General features: G+C 62.2%; 16 protein-coding genes. 10 read left to right on the top strand and 6 right to left on the bottom strand.

Annotated elements, in window-relative coordinates; translation table 11 throughout:
* Positions 1-26: 26 nt before the first annotated feature.
* Both H040_RS04680 and H040_RS04675 read left to right on the top strand, forming a co-directional pair.
* A complete protein-coding gene (locus tag H040_RS04680; RefSeq protein ID WP_027921135.1) occupies positions 27-590 on the top strand; it encodes a hypothetical protein in 564 nt (187 codons plus the stop codon).
* A gap of 170 nt (positions 591-760) precedes the next feature.
* On the top strand, positions 761-1,324 hold the full coding sequence (locus tag H040_RS04675) for a hypothetical protein (RefSeq protein WP_027921134.1): 564 nt from the start codon (positions 761-763) through the stop codon (positions 1,322-1,324).
* 44 nt (positions 1,325-1,368) lie between these two features.
* Here the strand turns inward: H040_RS04675 and H040_RS04670 are convergent, their stop codons facing one another.
* The 3 genes from H040_RS04670 to bkdR form a co-directional block, all read right to left on the bottom strand.
* Positions 1,369-2,709 carry an MFS transporter gene (locus tag H040_RS04670; protein ID WP_027921133.1) on the bottom strand — a complete coding sequence of 447 codons (1,341 nt, stop codon included), beginning with the start codon at positions 2,707-2,709 and terminating at the stop codon, positions 1,369-1,371.
* Positions 2,710-2,839: 130 nt separating this feature from the next.
* A complete protein-coding gene (locus H040_RS04665; protein WP_177326733.1) occupies positions 2,840-4,081 on the bottom strand; it encodes a glutamine synthetase family protein in 1,242 nt (413 codons plus the stop codon).
* A 295-nt stretch (positions 4,082-4,376) separates the two neighbouring features.
* Positions 4,377-4,862 carry a Bkd operon transcriptional regulator BkdR gene (bkdR, locus tag H040_RS04655; RefSeq protein WP_012315571.1) on the bottom strand — a complete coding sequence of 162 codons (486 nt, stop codon included), beginning with the start codon at positions 4,860-4,862 and terminating at the stop codon, positions 4,377-4,379.
* Between the two features lie 197 nt (positions 4,863-5,059).
* Between bkdR and H040_RS04650 the strand changes: the two genes are divergently transcribed.
* From H040_RS04650 to lpdA, 4 genes are read left to right on the top strand one after another with little or no spacing between them, the layout of a single operon-like run.
* Positions 5,060-6,292 (top strand): 3-methyl-2-oxobutanoate dehydrogenase (2-methylpropanoyl-transferring) subunit alpha, encoded by a 1,233-nt coding sequence (locus H040_RS04650; RefSeq protein ID WP_027921131.1) that lies wholly within the window; start codon positions 5,060-5,062, stop codon positions 6,290-6,292.
* A 1-nt stretch (position 6,293) separates the two neighbouring features.
* Positions 6,294-7,352 (top strand): alpha-ketoacid dehydrogenase subunit beta, encoded by a 1,059-nt coding sequence (locus H040_RS04645; RefSeq protein WP_027921130.1) that lies wholly within the window; start codon positions 6,294-6,296, stop codon positions 7,350-7,352.
* The gene (locus H040_RS04640; protein ID WP_027921129.1) at positions 7,353-8,630 is read left to right on the top strand and encodes a dihydrolipoamide acetyltransferase family protein; all 1,278 of its coding nucleotides are present in this window, start codon (positions 7,353-7,355) and stop codon (positions 8,628-8,630) included. It begins immediately after the preceding gene.
* 2 nt (positions 8,631-8,632) lie between these two features.
* Positions 8,633-10,012 (top strand): dihydrolipoyl dehydrogenase, encoded by a 1,380-nt coding sequence (gene lpdA, locus H040_RS04635; RefSeq protein WP_027921128.1) that lies wholly within the window; start codon positions 8,633-8,635, stop codon positions 10,010-10,012.
* A 78-nt stretch (positions 10,013-10,090) separates the two neighbouring features.
* On the opposite strand, the gene H040_RS04630 is transcribed toward lpdA, so the two are convergent.
* The 3 genes from H040_RS04630 to H040_RS04620 all read right to left on the bottom strand — a co-directional run bounded on the left by H040_RS04630 (position 10,091) and on the right by H040_RS04620 (position 12,606).
* Positions 10,091-10,813, bottom strand: a complete 723-nt coding sequence (locus tag H040_RS04630) for a TylF/MycF/NovP-related O-methyltransferase (RefSeq protein ID WP_027921127.1) — start codon at positions 10,811-10,813, stop codon at positions 10,091-10,093.
* A complete protein-coding gene (locus H040_RS04625; RefSeq protein ID WP_027921126.1) occupies positions 10,810-11,676 on the bottom strand; it encodes a hypothetical protein in 867 nt (288 codons plus the stop codon). Before H040_RS04625 ends, H040_RS04630 begins: the two co-directional genes overlap by 4 nt.
* 87 nt (positions 11,677-11,763) lie before the next feature.
* Complete coding sequence (locus H040_RS04620) at positions 11,764-12,606, bottom strand: phytanoyl-CoA dioxygenase family protein (protein ID WP_256208155.1); 843 nt, start codon at positions 12,604-12,606, stop codon at positions 11,764-11,766.
* A gap of 125 nt (positions 12,607-12,731) precedes the next feature.
* On the opposite strand from H040_RS04620, the gene H040_RS04615 reads away from it, so the two are divergent.
* From H040_RS04615 to H040_RS04600, 4 genes are read left to right on the top strand one after another with little or no spacing between them, the layout of a single operon-like run.
* Complete coding sequence (locus H040_RS04615) at positions 12,732-13,388, top strand: acetyltransferase (protein WP_027921124.1); 657 nt, start codon at positions 12,732-12,734, stop codon at positions 13,386-13,388.
* Positions 13,389-13,395: 7 nt separating this feature from the next.
* Complete coding sequence (locus tag H040_RS04610; RefSeq protein WP_027921123.1) at positions 13,396-14,319, top strand: hypothetical protein; 924 nt, start codon at positions 13,396-13,398, stop codon at positions 14,317-14,319.
* A complete protein-coding gene (locus H040_RS04605; RefSeq protein ID WP_027921122.1) occupies positions 14,312-15,091 on the top strand; it encodes a class I SAM-dependent methyltransferase in 780 nt (259 codons plus the stop codon). The genes H040_RS04610 and H040_RS04605 overlap by 8 nt, the downstream gene beginning before the upstream one ends.
* Before the next feature lie 7 nt (positions 15,092-15,098).
* A complete protein-coding gene (locus H040_RS04600) occupies positions 15,099-15,878 on the top strand; it encodes a phytanoyl-CoA dioxygenase family protein (protein ID WP_027921121.1) in 780 nt (259 codons plus the stop codon).
* Positions 15,879-15,880 lie beyond the last annotated feature (2 nt).

Genomic DNA, 15,880 nt, shown 5'->3' with positions numbered 1-15,880 from the left:
AGGGCATTCAAGCGTAGAGGCCCAACATGATCCGTTCCCACTTCACTGCCGAACTTCACAGTCAACATGGCCACGTGGGAGTAATCGAAACCTCGGCAGGCGTCCCACTGATCTACGCCCCGCTGGAGAACGAAGACAGTGGATGGCTCTGCCACAATCAACCTGAACGGATAGGGACATTCGTACCTGTCAGGTTTCAATTCCAGTTCCTCAAGGCTACAGATAACTATGTGCACTACAGCCTTACAGCTACCGGTGCTGGAGCCTATGAAGGCGCTCGACTTGAAGCCAATAAATTCGACTGGCTGGGGCTGTATGGCACTCACACCTTGGGCACAATTGTCGATGCTCTCAACCCTGTGAAGCTACTGGAGCGTCACTACTGGAAAGTCGAGCCGCTGCAGGACTGGGATGGAGAAGTCACCAGTGCCGCCAGCGTGGATTTCAATCTGCGCGACAGGCACGGCTACCGGGTTTGCGAAGCAATGAATGATCCTCTTATCGGCAGCATCAAAGGCAAGTTCCTGCGCGCCGGTGATAACGACGGAGAAATCCTCACGTTCCGCTTGCACGACATTCAGCTCACCTGACGCCTGAGGACGCTGACACCGAAACCGGCCCCTGACGATTACATCTGATCGCAGGGCGCGCGCGGCGCATCGCTTTTTACCCACCCACCGTTTCCAGCTGATACATTGACCTCCGCTTTATTACGATCACCGCTCCGCCCCACCAGGGCATGGGTCATTCGGAGATCATAATGATTCGCTCTAACTTTACTGCAGAGTTGCACAGCCAACACGGGCAAGTCTTGGTCACAAGCTACGGCACGTTAGGAACAAAATCTGAGGTGTTGCTTCCCCTCACCGGCTTCACCAATGGCTGGCTTTGCCACCACCCTGGCAAACGCAACAACCTCATCCCTATGAAGTTTCACTTTGAATACATCAGATCGGAAGAAAACCGTGTCATTTATCAAATCACGGCAGGCGAAACACTTGAATTCAAATGGGCCAGGCTTGACAAAGACAATGCCGACCGCCTTGGCCTGTATGGTACCGGCCTAATAGGCAGGATTACAGATAACCTGAGTCCGGTAAATGTGGTCAAGAACACGCTGGACTTACACTATTGGAAAGTTCAACCCCTGGAAGAGTGGGATGGCGATATAAACAGCGCCGACAAGATAGATTTTTATCTGCGGGATAAATACGGCTATCGCGTAGCGGTTGCGAACGACCGGGCGAATACCAAAAATTTGTACGCCGGATCCGCTGATGGAGAAATACTACGGTTCAGGCTGCGCAACATCGAGGTCGAGTAATCCGAGCCCTGCAGAGTCAGCCTGTGAGCACCTTACCCACGTGCTCACATCGGCTGGCTAGCCGTCTGTTCGGGCGCTGTCCCCTCCCCACTCGCCACCTGCTCGTCTTCAGTATCCTCAGCCGCAACCGGCGTCTGCATAACATCTTGCACAGTCTGCTCGTCCACCCGCGGGTCGAGCGCCGCCGACAACGGCGAACCTGCCGCCGGCATGGCCACGTGGCCCAGCGGTGCGTCTTGTACCTGATGCAGGCCGGTAACCGCTTTAGGCCGGATCCGCCATACCAGCACCAGCGCGAAGAAGACGAAAAAGGCGTACAGCATCTGCGAGCCCAGCACCTTCATCAACACACCCGCCGCCAACGGCCCGATGCACGCCCCCACGCCATAGGTGACCAGCAGCATCGCGGTCAGTGAAACGCGCCGTTCGCTTTCCACATGGTCATTGGAGAAGGCGACCGCCAGCGGATACAGGCAGAACTGCAGCAGCGAAATCACAAAGCCGATGCCGAACAGCAGTTCCAGCGGCACGCTAGGCAGAATCGCCAGCGGCGCCGCCGCCAGTGCCAAGCCCACCGCCACGCTGCGGATCAGCACCGCCCGGTCGTAGCGGTCGGACAACCAGCCCAACGGCCACTGCACCAGCAGGCCGGCAAAGATGCAGCTACCCATGAACAGACCGATCTGCTCGGTGGACAGCCCCTGGCTGGAGGCATACAGCGGCGCCAGGCCGTAGAACGAGCCGACGATCAGCCCCGACCCCAGCACCGTGCTAAGTGACTGCGGCACCCGCTTTATAAAGAACTTCGGCTCCATCGGCGCCGGGCGCAGGGGGGCCGGGTGAATGCGACGGGTCATGGCCACCGGCACCAGGCACAGTGCAAAGCACATGGCGACCAGCATCAGTAGTTCAGGGCCGAGCTCGGGATGCACCACCAGGATCAGTTGGCCAAGCACCAGCCCCAGGTAGGAGGCGATCATGTAGCCGCTGAACACTGCACCACGGTGCTTGGCATCGGCCTGCTCGTTGAGCCAGCTTTCGATGACCATGTACTGGCACATCATCCCCAGGCCGACGATCATCCGTAGCCCCACCCACACCGGCAACCAGCTGGTCAGGCCATGGCCCAGCACCGCTGCGCCGACGATACCGGCACAGGTGGCGTAGGCACGGATATGCCCTACCCGGCCAATCAGCCGGTGGCCGACCTTGCCGCCCACGGCCAGGCCAAAGTAGTTGGCCGCCATCAACGCACCTACCCACAAGCTGTCGACATGGTCGGCCGCCAGGCGCAGCGCCAGGTAGGTGCTGAGCAGGCCGGAACCGATCAACATCATCAAGGCGGCGAAATACAACGACTGAAAGGGCTTCCAGATGTTTCGCATACGTCCCGTCGAACTCCCTGGTCAGGTGGCGTTGGCTTGCTGGCAAGCATAAAAGCAAATTGGCCAGGGCGCAGTCCCCTGCCAGACAAATAGCCAGACAGGGGCGCGTCCAGTGCCGGTCGTGTCGCGATCAGACCTGCGCGGCCAGCACGCGCCGCTCCCACGGCGAGATCTCGTTCAAGAAATCCGTCAGTTCCAGGGTCTTGCTGGCAATGTAGCCGTCGATGAATTCGCTGCCGAACAGTTCCCGGGCCAACGCACTGCGCTTGAGGCGTTCGAGGGCCGCATGCAGGGTGCACGGCAGGCTCAGATGCTCCGGCACCTCGAATTCGCCCTGGATCGCCGGGGTTGGCTGCAGGCGCTGCTCGATGCCATGCAGGCCGGCGGCCAGGCTGGCAGCGATGGCCAGGTAAGGGTTGGCATCGGCGCCGGGCAGGCGGTTTTCGACCCGCCGCGCCACGGGGGCACTGGCTGGAATGCGCAAGCCGGCAGCACGGTTGTCTTCGGACCAGCAGGCATTGTTCGGCGATGCGTACGGGTGGCACAGCCGTTGGTAGGCGTTGACGTTGGGCGCGAACAGCGCAGTGAAGTCGGCCATGCACGCCTGCTGGCCGCCGATGAAGTGGTAGAAGGCATCGGTCGGCTGGCCCTGCTCGTCGCTGAACACATTACGCCCGCTGGCGATTTCCACCAGGCTTTGGTGAATGTGCATGGAGCTGCCCGGGGTATGCGCCAGCGGCTTGGCCATGCACACCACGCTCAGGCCGTGCTTTAGCGCCACTTCCTTGAGCAGGTGCTTGAACAGGAAGGTCTGGTCGGCCAGCAGCAGCGGGTCGCCGTGCAACAGGTTGATCTCGAACTGGCTCACGCCCATTTCATGCATGAAGGTATCGCGCGGCAGGCCCAGGGCCGCCATGCACTGGTAGACCTCCTGAAAGAACGGGCGCAGGCCGTTGTTGGAGCTGACGCTGAACGCCGAATGGCCAAGCTCGCGGCGGCCATCCTTGCCAACCGGCGGCAGGAACGGTTGCCGCGGGTCGGTGTTGGGGGCGAAGACGAAGAACTCCAGCTCGGTTGCCACCACCGGCGCCAGGCCCAGGGCAGCGTAACGGGCGATTACAGCCTTGAGCTGCCCTCGCGTGGACAGCCCCGATGGCCGGCCATCGAGCTCGTTGGCGTCACAGATAGCCAGCGCCAGGCCCTCCTCGCTCCATGGCAGGCGGTGGATCTGCGCAGGTTCCGCGACCAGCGCCAGGTCACCGTCGTCGCTGCCATAGAAGCGCGCCGGCGGGTAGCCGCCCATGATGCATTGCAGCAACACCCCCCGGGCCATCTGCAGGCGGCGGCCTTCGAGGAAACCCTCGGCGGTCATCACCTTGCCGCGCGGGACGCCATTGAGGTCGGGGGTGACGCATTCGATCTGGTCAATGCCCTGGAGGAGCTCGGCAGGCGAGCGGTGGGCGGCGGTGGTCATGACGCTTGTCCTTGTTGTTATAGGCTGACAACAACATAGGCTTGGGGTGTTTAAAATATCAAGCACCCTCTGTATTGCCTGTGCCGGCCTCTTCGCGGGTAAACCCGCTCCCACAGGGATCACACAATGCCTGAGGCTTGTGCAGTACCTGTGGGAGCGGGTTTACCCGCGAAAAGGCCGGCACACGCAAACACTATTCGCGCAAGGTCATGCCATTGGAAGGCAACGGCAACGCCGTCTTATACCTCACCTGCTTGAGGGCAAAGCTCGAACGGATGTTGGCCACCCCCGGCAACCGTGTCAGGTAATCGAGAAACCGCTCCAGCGCCTGAATGCTCGGCAACAGCACCCGCAGCAGGTAGTCCGGGTCGCCAGTCATCAGGTAGCACTCCATCACCTCCGGCCGTTCGGCGATCTCTTCCTCGAAGCGATGCAGCGCCTGCTCGACCTGCTTCTCCAGGCTGACATGGATGAACACATTCACATCCAGCCCCAGCACCTCTGGCGACAGCAGGGTCACCTGCTGGCGAATCACCCCCAACTCTTCCATTGCCTTGACCCGGTTGAAACACGGCGTCGGCGACAGGTTTACCGAACGGGCAAGTTCGGCGTTGGTGATGCGTGCGTTGTCCTGAAGGCTGTTGAGAATGCCGATATCGGTACGATCGAGCTTGCGCATGAGACAAATTCACCGGTTTTTTGTGTTTATCCGGAATGTTTATCTCCCCCGTCAGACAAAGGCAATCAACTTGAGAGAAAAATTCTCCTGCCCTCCCACTAAGATGTAAAAGACGCTGACCTACCAGTCACAAGCCGGTACTCAGCGGCGGCCGCTTCAGAGCTCACAAAAACAACATCCGAGCGAGCGTAAAAAGCATGAACGAGTACGCCCCCCTGCGTTTGCATGTGCCCGAGCCCACCGGCCGGCCAGGCTGCCAGACCGATTTCTCCTACCTGCGCCTGAACGACGCGGGTAAAGTCCGTAAACCCCCGATCGATGTCGATGCTGCCGACACCGCCGACCTGTCCTATAGCCTGGTCCGCGTGCTCGACGAGCAAGGCAATGCCCAAGGCCCATGGGCCGAGGACATCGACCCGCAGATCCTCCGCCAAGGCATGCGCGCGATGCTCAAGACGCGCATCTTCGATAGCCGCATGGTGGTTGCCCAGCGCCAGAAGAAGATGTCCTTCTACATGCAGAGCCTGGGCGAGGAAGCCATCGGCAGTGCCCAGGCGCTGGCGCTCAACCGCAGCGACATGTGTTTCCCCACCTACCGCCAGCAGAGCATCCTCATGGCCCGCGACGTGTCGCTGGTGGAGATGATCTGCCAGCTGCTGTCCAACGAACGCGACCCGCTCAAGGGCCGCCAGCTGCCGATCATGTATTCGGTGCGCGAAGCCGGCTTCTTCACCATCAGCGGCAACCTGGCGACCCAGTTCGTGCAGGCAGTCGGCTGGGCCATGGCCTCGGCGATCAAGGGCGATACCAAGATCGCCTCGGCCTGGATCGGTGACGGCGCCACCGCCGAGTCGGACTTCCATACCGCCCTCACCTTCGCCCACGTCTACCGCGCCCCGGTGATCCTCAACGTGGTCAACAACCAGTGGGCCATCTCCACCTTCCAGGCCATTGCCGGTGGCGAACAGACTACCTTCGCCGGCCGTGGCGTGGGTTGTGGCATCGCCTCGCTGCGGGTCGACGGCAACGACTTCGTCGCCGTGTACGCCGCCTCGCGCTGGGCCGCCGAACGAGCCCGCCGCGGCCTGGGCCCATCGCTGATCGAGTGGGTGACCTACCGTGCCGGCCCGCACTCCACGTCGGACGACCCGTCCAAGTACCGCCCGGCCGATGACTGGAGCCACTTCCCGCTGGGCGACCCGATCGCCCGCCTGAAGCAGCACCTGATCAAGATCGGCCACTGGTCCGAGGAAGAACACCAGGCCACTACCGCCGAGTTCGAAGCCGCGGTCATCGCCGCGCAGAAGGAAGCGGAACAGTACGGCACCCTGGCCAACGGCCACATCCCGAGCGCGGCTTCGATGTTCGAGGACGTGTACAAGGAAATGCCTGACCACCTGCGCCGTCAGCGCCAGGAACTGGGGGTCTGAGATGAACGATCACAACAACAGCATCAACCCGGAAACCGCCATGGCCACCAGCACACTGACCATGATCCAGGCCCTGCGCTCGGCCATGGATGTCATGCTCGAGCGCGACGACAATGTGGTGATCTACGGCCAGGACGTCGGCTACTTCGGCGGCGTGTTCCGTTGCACCGAAGGCCTGCAGACCAAGTACGGCAAGTCGCGGGTGTTCGACGCCCCAATCTCGGAAAGCGGCATCGTCGGCACCGCCGTGGGCATGGGCGCCTACGGCCTGCGCCCGGTGGTGGAAATCCAGTTCGCCGACTACTTCTACCCGGCCTCCGACCAGATCGTCTCGGAAATGGCCCGCCTGCGCTACCGCTCGGCCGGCGAATTCATCGCCCCGCTGACCCTGCGCATGCCCTGCGGCGGCGGCATCTACGGCGGCCAGACCCACAGCCAGAGCCCGGAAGCGATGTTCACCCAGGTCTGCGGCCTGCGCACGGTCATGCCGTCCAACCCGTACGACGCCAAGGGCCTGCTGATCGCCTCGATCGAATGCGACGACCCGGTGATCTTCCTCGAGCCCAAGCGCCTGTACAACGGCCCGTTCGACGGCCACCACGATCGCCCTGTCACGCCTTGGTCGAAACACCCGCAAAGCGCCGTGCCGGATGGCTACTACACCGTGCCGCTGGACAAGGCGGCGATTACCCGCCCTGGCAACGATGTCACCGTGCTGACCTACGGCACCACGGTCTACGTGGCCCAGGTGGCCGCCGAGGAGACCGGCGTCGACGCCGAAGTCATCGACCTGCGCAGCCTCTGGCCATTGGACCTGGAGACCATTGTCGAGTCGGTGAAGAAGACCGGCCGCTGCGTGGTCGTGCATGAAGCCACCCGCACCTGCGGTTTCGGCGCCGAACTGGTGTCGCTGGTGCAGGAGCACTGCTTCCATCACCTCGAAGCACCGATCGAGCGCGTCACCGGTTGGGACACCCCCTACCCCCACGCACAGGAATGGGCTTATTTCCCAGGCCCTTCGCGGGTAGGCGCGGCATTGAAACGGGTCATGGAGGTCTGAATGGGCACGCACGTCATCAAGATGCCGGACATTGGCGAAGGCATCGCGCAGGTCGAGTTGGTGGAATGGTTCGTCAAGGTCGGCGACGTGATCGCCGAGGACCAGGTGGTGGCCGATGTCATGACCGACAAGGCTACCGTGGAAATCCCTTCGCCGGTCAGCGGCAAGGTGCTGGCTCTGGGTGGCCAGCCTGGTGAAGTGATGGCGGTGGGCAGCGAGCTGATCCGCATCGAAGTGGAAGGCAGCGGCAACCATGTGGATGTGCCACAGGCCGAACCTGTGCAAGCGCACAGCGCGCCCGTTGCACCCGCTGCGCCCCAGCCAGAAGCGAAAGCGCCACAGCCTGTGACGTACCAGGCACCCGAGCATCACGTCGAAGCACCGATCGTGCCGCGCCAACCGGGCGACAAGCCGCTGGCCTCGCCGGCGGTGCGCAAGCGCGCCCTGGATGCCGGCATCGAGCTGCGTTACGTGCATGGCAGCGGCCCGGCCGGGCGCATCCTGCACGAAGACCTCGACGCTTTCATGAGCAAGCCGCACAGCCCGGCCGGCCAGGCGCAGAGTGGCTATGCCAAGCGCACCGACAGCGAGCAAGTACAGGTGATCGGCCTGCGCCGCAAGATCGCCCAGCGCATGCAGGACGCCAAGCGCCGGGTCGCGCACTTCAGCTACGTGGAAGAGATCGACGTCACCGCCGTGGAGGCCCTGCGCCAGCAGCTCAACGCCAAGCACGGCAACACGCGCGGCAAGCTGACCCTGCTGCCATTCCTGGTCCGCGCCCTGGTCGTGGCCCTGCGCGACTTCCCGCAGATCAACGCCACCTACGACGACGAAGCCCAAGTCATCACCCGCCACGGTGCGGTGCATGTGGGCATCGCCACCCAGGGCGACAACGGCCTGATGGTACCGGTGCTGCGCCATGCCGAAGCCGCCAGCCTGTGGGCCAACGCCGGCGAGATCTCACGCCTGGCCAACGCCGCACGCAGCAACAAGGCCAGCCGTGAAGAGCTGAGCGGCTCGACCATCACCCTGACCAGCCTCGGCGCCTTGGGCGGCATCGTCAGCACCCCGGTGGTCAACACCCCGGAAGTGGCGATCGTCGGCGTCAACCGCATCGTCGAGCGGCCGGTGGTGATCGACGGCCAGATCGTCGTGCGCAAGATGATGAACCTGTCCAGCTCCTTCGACCACCGGGTGGTCGATGGCATGGATGCCGCGCAGTTCATCCAGGCCGTGCGCGGCCTGCTCGAACAACCTGCTTGTCTGTTCCTGGAGTGAGCATGTCCACGATCATCGATACCACCCTGCTGATCATCGGCGGCGGCCCCGGCGGCTACGTGGCCGCCATCCGCGCCGGGCAACTGGGCATCCCCACTGTGCTCATCGAAGGCCAGGCCCTGGGCGGCACCTGCCTGAACATCGGCTGCATCCCGTCCAAGGCGCTGATCCATGTGGCCGAGCAGTTCCACCAGACCGCTCGCTTTGCCGGGCAGTCGCCACTGGGCATCAGCGTCGATACCCCGCGCCTGGACATCGGCCAGAGCGTGGCCTGGAAAGATGGCATCGTCGACCGCCTGACCACCGGCGTGGCTGCCCTGCTGAAAAAGCATGGGGTCAAGGTGATTCACGGCTGGGCGAAGGTCCTCGACGGCAAGCAAGTCGAGGTCGACGGCCAGCGTATCCAGTGCGAACACCTGCTGCTGGCCACCGGCTCGAACAGCGTCGAGCTGCCAATGCTGCCGCTTGGCGGGCCGATCATTTCCTCCACCGAAGCCCTCGCGCCCGAAGCCCTGCCCAAGCACCTGGTGGTGGTGGGCGGTGGTTACATCGGCCTGGAACTGGGCATCGCCTATCGCAAGCTGGGCGCGCAGGTCAGCGTGGTGGAAGCGCGCGAGCGCATTCTGCCGACCTATGACAGCGAACTGACCGCCCCCGTGGCCGAGTCGCTGAAGAAGCTGGGCATCGCCCTGCACCTGGGCCACAGCGTCGAAGGCTACGAAAACGGCTGCCTGCTGGCCAGCGATGGCCAGGGTGGGCAACTGCGCCTGGAGGCTGACCGGGTGCTGGTGGCCGTGGGCCGCCGGCCACGGACCAAAGGCTTCAACCTGGAATGCCTGGACCTGAAGATGAACGGCGCCGCCATTGCAATCGACGACCGCTGCCAGACCAGCATGCGCAATGTCTGGGCCATTGGTGACGTGGCAGGCGAACCGATGCTCGCCCACCGCGCCATGGCGCAAGGCGAGATGGTTGCCGAAATCATTGCCGGCAAGACCCGGCGTTTCGAACCCGCAGCGATAGCCGCGGTGTGCTTCACCGACCCGGAAGTCGTGGTAGCGGGCAAGACGCCGGAGCAAGCCAGCCAGCAAGGGCTGGACTGCATCGTCGCGCAGTTCCCGTTCGCCGCCAACGGCCGGGCCATGAGCCTGGAGTCGAAAAGCGGTTTCGTGCGGGTGGTGGCGCGGCGTGACAACCACCTGATCGTCGGCTGGCAAGCGGTGGGCGTGGCGGTATCGGAACTGTCCACGGCGTTTGCCCAGTCGCTGGAGATGGGCGCACGGCTGGAAGATGTGGCTGGCACCATCCACGCTCACCCGACGCTGGGCGAGGCGGTACAGGAAGCGGCACTGCGCGCGCTGGGCCACGCACTGCATATTTGACACTGAAGCGGCCGAGGCCGATTTGACCCGCTGCGCCCCAGGCGCCGCGGGTCTTTTTTCGTCGGTCGCGAGTGTGCGTCAGACGCGGAAGTAGCCCACCGACGAATCGAATGGCAGGCGCTTGAGCTCGATCTTGTTCAGGTCCAGTACGTCACGCAGCGCCTGGGTCTCGCCCGGGAAGTTGCGGTAGGCCACTTCGTCCAGCACCACGATCGCACCCTTGGGCATGTACGGCAGGAAGGTTTCCAGCGCCACCTTGGTCGACTTGTACAGGTCGGTGTCGAGAATCAGCATCGCCACCACCAGGTCCGGGCGGGTCTTGACGAAGGCGGGCACGGTTTCCAGGATGTCACCCTTGACGATCTCGCAACGCGGGATGCGGTTGACCGGACGGATCAGGTCGTTGGCATCGATCATGTCCTGGATCAGCGTCTCGTCGGTGTCGGAGAACATGCTTTCGTTGATGTCGGCCGGGTCCTGCTCGGCATCGATGCTGGCGAAGCCGCCGAAGGTATCGAAACCAATGATCGAACGGTTGATCGCATAGGGCTCAAGGATCATCGACAGCTGCATGTACAGCATCAGCGAGTTGCCTTTGTACACACCGCACTCGACGATGGCACCCGGAATGTCCTGGACCATCTTGAACAGCTCGATGCGCGACAGCGCAGCGGTCACGGCGATACGGTTGGCGAACAGGAACGGCGCATCAGCCACGTATTGGGCATCGACACGGCTCAGCACGCTGGCGCGCTTTTCGTTGTACTCGACCTCGGCAGCAGTCAGGCGACGCTTGGTCATGGGTTAACTCCCTGGAATTGCGAAAAGTCGCTGGCATTGAAAAAGTCTTTGAAGCCGGCCTCTGCGTCCGAACAGCCGTTGTCGACGTTCGGTGCGCCGCGCTTGTGCAGCAAGTCTTGCAGGTGGATCAGGCGGAAGTCCACGCTGAAGCGCACCTTGTCGGTGAAGTTGGCCACGGTGCCGTGCAAGTGAGCACCGGAGAAGATCAGCATCTCGCCACTGTTGGCCGCCACACGCAGCTCGGCGCTGGTGTCGATGTCTTCCAGCGGCACCGGGTGCACCCGGGTCTCTTCGGTGATGTTCTGCGAGGCCTTGTGCCGCTGCACGTTGATCCAGTCGTTCAGGCTCCACTGCGCCGAACTGTTCTGCACCGGCCGCTCGAAGTACGCCGGGTTGATCATCATGGTCTGCTCGGGCTCGATGCTGTACACCGGCATCCAGGTGTTCACCTGGCTTTCGACGCTGCCGTACCAGGTATCGCGGTGCGGCTTGTAGGCGTAGCTCACACCTGCATGCAGGTAGTCGTAGTTGGGCACCACGCGTACCCGTGGCACATCGAAGATGTAGTCCTTCGGGTCGGCGCCGATTTCGCGGATGAAATCGCGGATCAGTGCCTTGGCTTCAGGGCCATTGGTGAACTGGCGCTTGAGTGCGGTGACGCGCTCGACGAAGGTTTCCACCGGCATCATCTTGTGCAGCGACTGGTGGTCGGTTTCGCCTTCGAACGCGGCGGTGATGCTCTGCCGGGCCAGGGCGCACAGTTGGTGTGCATTGCCAAGGCCGGTCTCGAGGAAGATGTCGCCCTTGAACAGCGCGCCCCGATAGTCCGGCTTGTTTTTCACCTGGTTGACATAAAGATTCATACTTGCCCCTTCAGCACTCATTCAGCCCCATGCGACCTTGTGATCGGCATGCCGGCAGGAAACTTTAAAGCCTGCGCGTACCAGCGATCAGAATCCCTTGCCTGCAACGGCATACACGTCGCGCACCTGCTCGGCACTCGGGAAGTTCTCGGTGATCAGGCCGCGCTGCATGCTCTTCTGCTGGGTAAACGGATACTCGCGTTCGATGAACGTCGGCTCGCTGGCATTTTCATAGCGCCCGCTGATGGAAATGCGCAGTCGGTCATCGCCTTCGCGAGAAGACCGATGAATGGTGAAGTTCGACATCAAGCAAACGCCACCCTTGCCGACACAGACAGGAACGAAGTCACTTTCCTTGTAATGCTTGTCGTCGACCCGCAGCACATGCTGTTGCTGGTCGCCGCTGAGCAGGCCAAGCAAATGGCTGCCGGGCAGCACTTCCATGGTGAACAACCGTGGGTCGATGTCCATGAACGGGATCCAGGTGGTGATGGTGTCCAGGCTGCCCTGTACCGAGGTCCAGTCCTGGTGCACGTCGAAGCCCTGATAGCCCCCCGGGATCACCAGCTGCTTCGACATCAGGTGCAGGACGGGAGTGGTCTGGAACAACGGCGTGGCGATACCCAGGTCGGCAGCCGCATCGCGCAAGCGCTCGGCGGTCATCAACCGGTAGACCCCGTACAGCTTGGAGCACATGCGCAGCGTCGCCAGGTAGAGGGCAACGTTCGCGCCCAGCAACGCGGCCATGTTGCGGTGCAGGGCTTCGACGGCAGGGCCCGCGGCGACCGGCAGGGCCAGGCGGTCAAGCTGCTGGGCAAAGGCGAGGTTGAAGTGGGCAAGGGTTTCATCGAGGTGCAGCGGGTCGAAAATATCCTCGGCAACCAGGTAACCCTGTTCCCTGTAAAAGCGGATTTGATTTCGATCAAGCATTTTTCCCATCGGCCTGGTGCCCTTTTTAGTTACGCCAGCGGAGGTGCTATCGTGGGCGGCAGTATACACAGCGTACCTTTGGATCGGCTTGACCTGGCTCAGCCTCGAATTTCCTGGATGCCATGATGCAAAAAGTTGTCATTTTCGGAGTTCTGGACACTGCCCAGCTGGCGCACTACTACCTGAAGAAGGACCCTTCGGTGCAGGTGGTCGGGTTTACCGTGAACGAGCGCTACTTGCCCGAATCGAGGCTGTTCGAAGGGCTGCCGGTGGTGCCGTTCGAAACCCTGCAGGACTATTTCCCAAGCACCGGTTACAAGCTGTTCGCGCCCATGACCGGGCGCAAGATGAACCGCCTGCGCGAGTCGGTGTACCTGCAAGGCAAGGAAAAGGGTTATGACTTCATCTCCTATGTCAGCCCGCATGCCACGGTGAACGATAACGTCATTGGCGAGAACTGCTTCATCCTCGAAGACAACACGCTGCAGCCGTTCACCACCATCGGCAACAACGTGGTGCTGTGGAGCGGCAACCATATCGGCCACCATGGCGAAATCCGTGACCATGTGTTCTTCACCTCCCACGTGGTGCTGTCCGGGCACTGCGTGGTCGAGCCCTACGCCTGGTTCGGCGTCAACGCCACCATCACCAACAACTGCACCATCGGCGAAGGTACCTGCGTCGCCATGGGTGCGCTGATTTCAAAAGACACTCAACCCTGGCAGCTCTATGTCGGTGCCCCCGCGCGCGCCGTGAAAAGCAGCCAGGATCTGGATTTTTAGGTAGAGCATGGCCTGGAAAAAACTCGGCAGAACCTTCGACCCTGACCACGACTGGGTCGGCTCCCACGCCCAGGTGCCCACCGCGCTGGTGCTGGACGATGTGATCAGGGTGTTCATCTCCACCCGCAACAGTGCCGGCAAGAGCCTGTGCTACGCAGTAGACCTGGACAAGCACGACCCACGCACCGTCGTCGCCCGCCACCGCGAGCCGTGCCTTGGCTTCGGCGCCCCCGGCACCTTCGATGACGAAGGGGTGATGCCCAGCTATGCGGTGAAGAAAGAGGGCCGCACCTACCTCTACTACAGCGGCTGGAACCAGCGGCTGACCGTGCCGTACCACAACGCCATGGGCGTTGCGGTCTCGGACGACGATGGCCTGCACTTCGAGAAACTGTTCGAAGGGCCGATCATGGATCGCACGGCCACCGAGCCCTACCTGGCGGTGACGCCCACCGTGCTGTACGACGAAGGCCTGTGGAAGATGTGGTACGTCTCCGGTACCCGCTGGCTGGAGGTGGATGGCAAGTACGAGCCGTTGTACGTGATCAAGTACGCCGAATCCCAGGATGGCTTCGAGTACACGCGCTTCCCGCAGCAATGCCTGGCGTCGCGCTTCGACACCGAAGCCTTCTCCCGCCCCTGCGTGATCAAGGACAACGGGGTGTACAAGATGTGGTACTGCTCGCGCGCCTCGCAGGACTATCGCAACGGTGCTGGCGCCTACCGCATCCGCTACGCAGAGTCGCTCGACGGCCGGGCCTGGACCCGCCATGACGATGAAGGCATAGCGCCGTCGGACGAAGGCTGGGACTCGCTGATGACCTGCTACCCGTTCATCTTCCAGAGCAACGGGCACACCTACATGCTGTACAACGGCAACCGATTCGGGACCAGCGGCTTCGGCCTGGCCCAGTGGAGTGATGATGAGTAACGAACAACTGCAAGACGACGTCTACAAACTCGAATCCACCGCTTCGGACCTGCAGTACGCCTTCCGTGACAAGTTGCGCGACCTGTACCTGAACAGCCCGCTGTCGGACGATGACGTGCTGTTCAACCTCGGCCTGTACACCCGCAGCTCGGTGCTGGTGAAGTTCATTGTGCTGAGCGACCTGTACAAGCGTTTCAAGCACATCCCCGGCATGATCTGCGAATTCGGGACCTGGTATGGCCACAACCTGGTCCTGCTGGAAAACCTGCGGGCCATGTACGAGCCGTTCAACAAGCAGCGCAAGATCGTCGGTTTCGACACGTTCGAAGGCTATTCGGCACCAGGCGAGAAAGACCGCAAGGAAAGTGGCGTGTGGGTCGAGAACTCGTACTCCACCAAGGCCAGTTACAAGGACTACCTGAACGAACTGCTGCAGGTGCACGAAGGCAACAACGTACTCGGGCACAAGCGCGGCGTGCATGAACTGGTGGCGGGTGACGTCTGCCAGACCGCACCTGAGTTCTTCAAGGCCAACGGCGCTGCCATCGTCGCCTTCGCCTACTTCGACATGGGCCTGTACGAGCCGACCCTGGCAGCGCTCAAGGCGATCAAGCCGCATCTGGTCAGTGGCAGCGTGCTGCTGATGGACGAACTGACCTGGGCGGAATCGCCAGGCGAGGCACTGGCCTTCAAGGAAGTCTTCAGCCCTGCCGAATACAGCCTGGAAAAGTGTGAGCTGTACCCTTCCAAATGCATCGTCACGATCAGGTGAGGCGCCCATGATTTCCACCGAGGCGTTCGACCGGCGCATGGCGCAGCAGGGCTGGCTGATCTTCGAGAACGCCATCCCTGCCGCTATCGTCGAACAGATGCGCGAAGACATCCACAAGGCCTACGCCATCTGTCGCGACTATCAGGTCAAGAACGGCATCGACCAGGACACCAGCAACACGGTGCATCACCTGATTGGCCAGTTCGACAGCTTTTTCGACTGCCTGAAGGCTTACCCGATCTATGCCTTCATCGAGCGCTATTTTGCCGGCCAGTTCATCCTCAACGCCTATGGCGGTGCCATCAACACGCGCGCCAGCCAGTCCTATGCGCAGCGCGTCCACCGGGATATCCGCTCTTATTCCGGGGACATGCCGCTGCTGCTGAACACGCTGGTGATGCTGGACGACTTCACCGCCGACAATGGGGCTACCTGGATGCTCTCCGGCTCGCACAAGACCGAAGCCAAGCCGACCGACGCGTATTTCAAGGCCCACGCCGAACAGGCGATCGCCCCGGCCGGCAGCATCCTGATGTTCAACTCCAATGTCTGGCATGCTGGCGGCAGCAACCTGACCGATCAGGTACGCCGCTCGGTCACACCGATGTTCTCCAAGCCATTCATGAAGCAGCAATTCGATTACCCGCGCGCCCTGGGCTATAACCTGGGGCCAGACCTCGAGCCGATGATGCGCCAGGTCATCGGCTACAACGCCCGGGTACCCGCGACCCTGGACGAGTGGTATCAGCCACCGGCCAGGCGCATGTACCACTCCAACCAGGGTTAACC

Source organism: Pseudomonas sp. URMO17WK12:I7 (assembly GCF_003269045.1).
Classification (GTDB): domain Bacteria; phylum Pseudomonadota; class Gammaproteobacteria; order Pseudomonadales; family Pseudomonadaceae; genus Aquipseudomonas; species Aquipseudomonas putida_J.
Note: the sequence above shows the minus strand (reverse complement) of the source record. Positions and strands in the feature narration are given on the sequence as shown.

Bases quoted from the DNA above. Each gene is read 5' to 3' on its own strand.
- H040_RS04620 (WP_256208155.1), bottom strand. From the start codon at position 12,606: ATGCTTGATCGAAATCAAATCCGCTTTTACAGGGAACAGGGTTACCTG.
- lpdA (WP_027921128.1), top strand. From the start codon at position 8,633: ATGTCCACGATCATCGATACCACCCTGCTGATCATCGGCGGCGGCCCC.
- bkdR (WP_012315571.1), bottom strand. From the start codon at position 4,862: ATGCGCAAGCTCGATCGTACCGATATCGGCATTCTCAACAGCCTTCAG.
- H040_RS04615 (WP_027921124.1), top strand. From the start codon at position 12,732: ATGCAAAAAGTTGTCATTTTCGGAGTTCTGGACACTGCCCAGCTGGCG.
- H040_RS04665 (WP_177326733.1), bottom strand. From the start codon at position 4,081: ATGACCGCCGAGGGTTTCCTCGAAGGCCGCCGCCTGCAGATGGCCCGG.
- H040_RS04640 (WP_027921129.1), top strand. From the start codon at position 7,353: ATGGGCACGCACGTCATCAAGATGCCGGACATTGGCGAAGGCATCGCG.
- H040_RS04670 (WP_027921133.1), bottom strand. From the start codon at position 2,709: ATGCGAAACATCTGGAAGCCCTTTCAGTCGTTGTATTTCGCCGCCTTG.
- H040_RS04645 (WP_027921130.1), top strand. From the start codon at position 6,294: ATGAACGATCACAACAACAGCATCAACCCGGAAACCGCCATGGCCACC.
- H040_RS04610 (WP_027921123.1), top strand. From the start codon at position 13,396: ATGGCCTGGAAAAAACTCGGCAGAACCTTCGACCCTGACCACGACTGG.
- H040_RS04605 (WP_027921122.1), top strand. From the start codon at position 14,312: ATGAGTAACGAACAACTGCAAGACGACGTCTACAAACTCGAATCCACC.
- H040_RS04625 (WP_027921126.1), bottom strand. From the start codon at position 11,676: ATGAATCTTTATGTCAACCAGGTGAAAAACAAGCCGGACTATCGGGGC.
- H040_RS04680 (WP_027921135.1), top strand. From the start codon at position 27: ATGATCCGTTCCCACTTCACTGCCGAACTTCACAGTCAACATGGCCAC.
- H040_RS04675 (WP_027921134.1), top strand. From the start codon at position 761: ATGATTCGCTCTAACTTTACTGCAGAGTTGCACAGCCAACACGGGCAA.
- H040_RS04600 (WP_027921121.1), top strand. From the start codon at position 15,099: ATGATTTCCACCGAGGCGTTCGACCGGCGCATGGCGCAGCAGGGCTGG.
- H040_RS04650 (WP_027921131.1), top strand. From the start codon at position 5,060: ATGAACGAGTACGCCCCCCTGCGTTTGCATGTGCCCGAGCCCACCGGC.
- H040_RS04630 (WP_027921127.1), bottom strand. From the start codon at position 10,813: ATGACCAAGCGTCGCCTGACTGCTGCCGAGGTCGAGTACAACGAAAAG.